The 4,806-nt window shown below is 27.4% G+C and carries 7 protein-coding genes; 2 read left to right on the top strand and 5 right to left on the bottom strand.

The genetic code is table 11. The features are described from left to right. Window positions 1–85: 85 nt before the first annotated feature. The gene (locus Q0649_RS16390) at window positions 86–253 is read right to left on the bottom strand and encodes a DUF896 domain-containing protein (protein ID WP_298844522.1); all 168 of its coding nucleotides are present in this window, start codon (window positions 251–253) and stop codon (window positions 86–88) included. A 329-nt stretch (window positions 254–582) separates the two neighbouring features. Here Q0649_RS16390 and Q0649_RS16395 point away from each other — a divergent pair, with 329 nt between their 5' ends. Then, on the top strand, window positions 583–759 hold the full coding sequence (locus Q0649_RS16395; RefSeq protein ID WP_298844511.1) for an aspartyl-phosphate phosphatase Spo0E family protein: 177 nt from the start codon (window positions 583–585) through the stop codon (window positions 757–759). A 30-nt stretch (window positions 760–789) separates the two neighbouring features. Here the strand turns inward: Q0649_RS16395 and Q0649_RS16400 are convergent, their stop codons facing one another. After that, a complete protein-coding gene (locus Q0649_RS16400; RefSeq protein ID WP_298844513.1) occupies window positions 790–1,188 on the bottom strand; it encodes a hypothetical protein in 399 nt (132 codons plus the stop codon). 108 nt (window positions 1,189–1,296) lie between these two features. Next, on the bottom strand, window positions 1,297–2,475 hold the full coding sequence (locus tag Q0649_RS16405) for an FprA family A-type flavoprotein (protein ID WP_298844514.1): 1,179 nt from the start codon (window positions 2,473–2,475) through the stop codon (window positions 1,297–1,299). 322 nt (window positions 2,476–2,797) lie between these two features. Between Q0649_RS16405 and Q0649_RS16410 the strand changes: the two genes are divergently transcribed. Continuing rightward, window positions 2,798–3,631: an NAD(P)-dependent oxidoreductase gene (locus Q0649_RS16410; protein ID WP_298844516.1), complete on the top strand. Its 834-nt coding sequence runs from the start codon at window positions 2,798–2,800 to the stop codon at window positions 3,629–3,631. Between the two features lie 229 nt (window positions 3,632–3,860). Here the strand turns inward: Q0649_RS16410 and def are convergent, their stop codons facing one another. Together def and Q0649_RS16420 are read right to left on the bottom strand one after the other, a co-directional pair. Then, window positions 3,861–4,331 carry a peptide deformylase gene (def, locus tag Q0649_RS16415; RefSeq protein WP_298844519.1) on the bottom strand — a complete coding sequence of 157 codons (471 nt, stop codon included), beginning with the start codon at window positions 4,329–4,331 and terminating at the stop codon, window positions 3,861–3,863. A gap of 53 nt (window positions 4,332–4,384) precedes the next feature. Further along, window positions 4,385–4,806, bottom strand: a 422-nt coding sequence (locus Q0649_RS16420) for a DUF4080 domain-containing protein (RefSeq protein WP_298844520.1), incomplete at its 5' end; no start/stop codon positions are given.

The following is a 4,806-nucleotide window of genomic DNA, read 5'->3' on the forward strand; positions in this document are numbered from 1 at the left end:
GCGGTGACTGGAGTTCAGACGTGTGCTCTTCCGATCTGCCTCTATGGTAACAGCCATTGTAAGTTCCCCCATTCCTAATAATTAATTAAATCTTTTTAATTGTATCTAATTGTGATCTAAAATTTTTTTTAACCTTATCAATATACTTTTGTCTTAATTCCTTTTGCTCTAATGTTTCTTCCTCGGTAAGTTTTTCTTCTTTACTTTTTTTATAAAGATAATTTATCCTATTATTTAATTCATCTGTATTAATAATATCACCTCTTGATTATTTTTTTATTTTTTAATTATACTTAAATGTTTTGTGTTTAACTAATAAAAATCAAGTATATTCTATTTTTATGATTATAATACAAAAATATTAAGACTTTTTTCGTCATTTACATATTATTACAAGTAGCTTTTTTCAACACCTGCATGTCTTATATTGTATTTTTTTTCCATCTGTCTATTGTCTATTTTATAAGATTATAGTATATTTTGTAATTTATTATATTTAAATGACTAACATTAAATTTAACATAGTTTGAATAATATGGTATTATGTACTTACTTCACAAATACATAAATAAGGAGAAATGCATGAATCTTAAACTTAAAATTATTAATAAAGAATTAGAATCATTAAGAACATTGTTACATTTTTTACTGAATTATAAAAAACCAACTGATAAAATGGTTGTATGTTGCAGTCAACAATTAGATGAAATTATAGTTAAATATCAAAAAGTTAAAGCTACTTATAAAAAAGCAGCTTAACACATCCACTTTTGTGGTACAATCATTAATTTAAAAATCTAATTCAAGCAAAATATCATCAGTATCAATATTGGATTCTTTACCATAAAAAACTACGGCGAATTCATTAAATTCATGTGAATCTTCTGATATATCACACCCAATAAATTCATATTCAATTTTCATTTTTTCAGTACACTCTTCCATAATGTCCTCAACATTATCTGCTGCAATATCACTTAAATAAGGAAGGAAAAATTCTTCATACCATTCTTCTTTTTCTTCTTTAAAATTGCCTTCATCATCTGCATAAGATGTAGCTGCTTCCATTTCTACATCATCATAATAATATTTAAATTTAAGTGCTATAGTTCCTTTTTTATATTGGATTTCAGCTATATCACTTAGATCATTTTTGCTTAGAAAATTCACTATATATTGTTTATTCAAATATATCGCCTCCACGCGTCATTCTTCATAAAAAAAAAGAAAGATTTCACTATAAAAGTGAGATTTCCTTTTTTATTATATGACTTTGTAAACTAATATTTATAGTAATTATTTATTTAAAATTTCTAAGTACTTTTCTACAAACTCATCAGCTTGATCAAATTCTTTTTTAGCTGGTACAAATTTGAACTTAAATCCTTCCTCTACAACCTTAAATTTCAAAGATTTTAATCTTTGTGTAAGCATAGGAACTCCCTCTCCACTCCATCCATATGAACCGAAAGCCGCTGCAACTTTACCTCTGTTAGTTATTGGGCATACAAGTGATAAAACATCCCATGCAGGCTTTACAGCATCTTGATTAATGGTTGGTGATCCAATCATAATACCAGATGCCTTTTCAATTAATGATACAATATCAGTTAATTTCATAGATGTAATTTCATGAGCCTCGGCCTTTACACCAGCATCGTTAATCTTTTTAGCTATATATTTTGCCATCTCTTCTGTATTATGATAAGCAGAAATATAGAATATTTGAATATTTTTTTCTTTTATTTCATAAACTTTAGCCCATTGTCTATAAAGATCCATATACATTTTAACATCATTTATATGTACTGGTCCGTGACTTGGTGCAACTATATCTATTTTTAAATTTTCAATTTTATCAAGTCCTGAATTTACGAATTTTTTAAAAGGTCCCATTATAACCTCAAAATAATATTTCATCTCATCAAAATAATCACCAGAACAAGCATCAGTTATACAACTAGCTGGTGAATAATGACAACCCATTACATCACAAGTAAACAATATTTTTTGTTCCTTGACATATGTAAACATTGTATCAGGCCAATGTAAATTAGGTGCTGATATAAATTTCAATGTATTTTTTCCTAGTGATAATTCACCTACTGCTACCTGGCTAATAAAGTCTTTGTTCATAATTTCTTTTAAATAAAGTATAGCAGCTTTTGATGCAACAACAACAGCCTCTGGATAAACTTCTAAAAGTTTACTTAAAGAACCACTATGATCAAGTTCAGTATGTTGAACAATTATGTAATCAACTTTCTTATCTCCAATAACACCTTTTATTTTACTTAAAGATTCATCAAGAAAACCATTTTTAACAGAATCTATTATAGCTACCTTTTCATCATCTATTAAATATGAATTATATGTAGTTCCTTTTTTTGTTTCCATTATAATATCAAATACCTTAAGCTTTGAGTCATTTACACCAACCCAATAAATATTGTCTTTTAATTTTGTTGTTTCCATCCTCAAAATCCTCCTCTAACTTCTCTTAGCAGATAATCATTTTCTTTTCTATTTATCTACACAATTATGTTCTTGTTATTATAATTTATTTTACCACATTTCCCAAATCGGTTCAACTAATAATAATTATTAACTAGTATATATATATAACTACTTGTTTTAAGTAGTTTGTCACTTAAATATTAAAATATTCTCTAGAATTCATTTAACTAATGTTTATACTGAGCTCTTTATTAAAATAAATATAGCTAATATTCAAAATGCTTAATAATAACATTATTGCGTCATATACTTTAATAGAATAAATTTTCAGGAGGGATCTATGAATATTTTAATAACTGGTGCAAATGGTAACATAGGAACTTATTTATGTGACGTATTGTCAAAATCACATACTGTATATGGATTAGATAAAACTGAACTTAACATAGTAGACAAAGTAAATACTAAAAAAACTTTGAATTTATTAAAACCTGATGCTGTAATCCACACTGCAGCAATAACTAATAAATATATTTGTGAATACAATGAATCCTTAGCCTACGATGTAAACACTGTAGGAACATTAAATATTGCTAATTGCTGCAGTGACCTTAATATACCTCTAATATACCTCTCTAGCACAGATGTATACGGCGATAGTAGTTCAGCACCCTACAGTGAAGTTGATGAATGCACCCCCATAAATACTTTTAGTAAGAGTAAACTTGGCGGAGAAGAGTTAATTCAAACTATTTGTCAAAAATATTTTATTATTCGTAGTTCAACTGTGTTCGGTGGAAATGATTGTTTTGTTAGAAAACTCATAAATGGAAAACATACTGCAATTTATCTATTTTCAAATCCCACTCTTTGTATAACATATATTGAAGATTTAACTTTAATTATTCAGAAATTATTAGGGACTGATAAATATGGAATATATAATTATACTAATGAGGGATGTATATCAAAATCAACACTAATAAAAAGCATTATAGAATTTAGTGATTTAAACGTCCCTTTAGTTGTAAGTTCAGATAAACTTTTATCTAATCTCATTCGTGAACCTAAATATACTTGCACTGATAATTCGCATATAAAAAAAGCTTTGGGTATCGATATTGCACCTTGGGATGACAGACTTCACGAGTATATCAATAAATGCCTTAAATAATAAATAATTAGTTTTTCTTAGGTTATGCTATAACGAAAAGTATATATTGTCTCCAATGCGTTCACGTCGCTAAGAAATTCTAAAATTTATTTCAAGTTCTTTTGTAAGACACGTAGGAAAAATTTGATTCTAATTGGATGCTGTGTCAAAAAATAAAAAAGCATACCTCTTGATATAAAATAATCAAGAGATATGCTTCTCATACAATTTTTATAATAAATTTATAATACTATTTTTCAATTAGCTTATGTGTTTCCTCAGCTCTAGACATATACATTATTCCGTCTAAGTGATCAATTTCATGACAAAAAGCTCTTGCAAGTAATCCTGTAGCATTATAAGTTACTGATTTTCCTTTAATATTAATTCCTACTACAGTAACAGCCGTTGGCCTATATACTTCGCCCTCGTATCCTACATAACTTAAGCATCCTTCCTCATCCTTCTCTTTTCCAGATTGCGCCGTTATTTTAGGATTTATAATAACTATTGGCTCTCCTTCTTCTTCTCCTAAATCAATTAAGACTACCCTTTTTAAAACTCCTATTTGAGGTGCTGCTAGTCCTATCCCATTTCCCTCATAAAGGGTATCCATCATATCATCAACTAAATTCAAAATTTTCCTATCAACTTTTCTAACCTTATCACAAATTGTATTAAGGCGTTTGTCACCATATTGTAATATTTCTCTAACTGCCATGTGTCTTCTCCTCTTCCATCTATTAATTGTTTTTTATATCACTAAATCTTTATTTATACTACAATACTCGTTATGTCTTTTATATGTTCCTCATCATTAATGTCATATGCTAAATAATGATTTTCAATACATACAGTATTGTTATCTACATATTCTAAAATATCAATCATGTATTTTTCAACATGAATATTAGATAAATTTTTCTTACTAGATAAAAACTCTTTACCAAAAACATCATCTATTACATTGCTTTTAACTAATTTTTCCCTAATTTCCCTTTCCGCTACTTTATCCATATCTCTAGTTAGAAAATCTGGAATCCACTTCTTCTTATTATATTGAAGATAATCAAATTTAACAATCTCTTTTAAAACAAAATTATCCGCTTTTAATTTTTCTTCATTAAACTCTATGAAGATTTTATAATAATCTACTGAAGAAATTTTTATACCTAAATATCCTTTTTCATAAAAAA

The organism is uncultured Clostridium sp. (assembly GCF_937920395.1).
Taxonomy (GTDB): Bacteria; Bacillota; Clostridia; order Clostridiales; family Clostridiaceae; genus Clostridium_AD.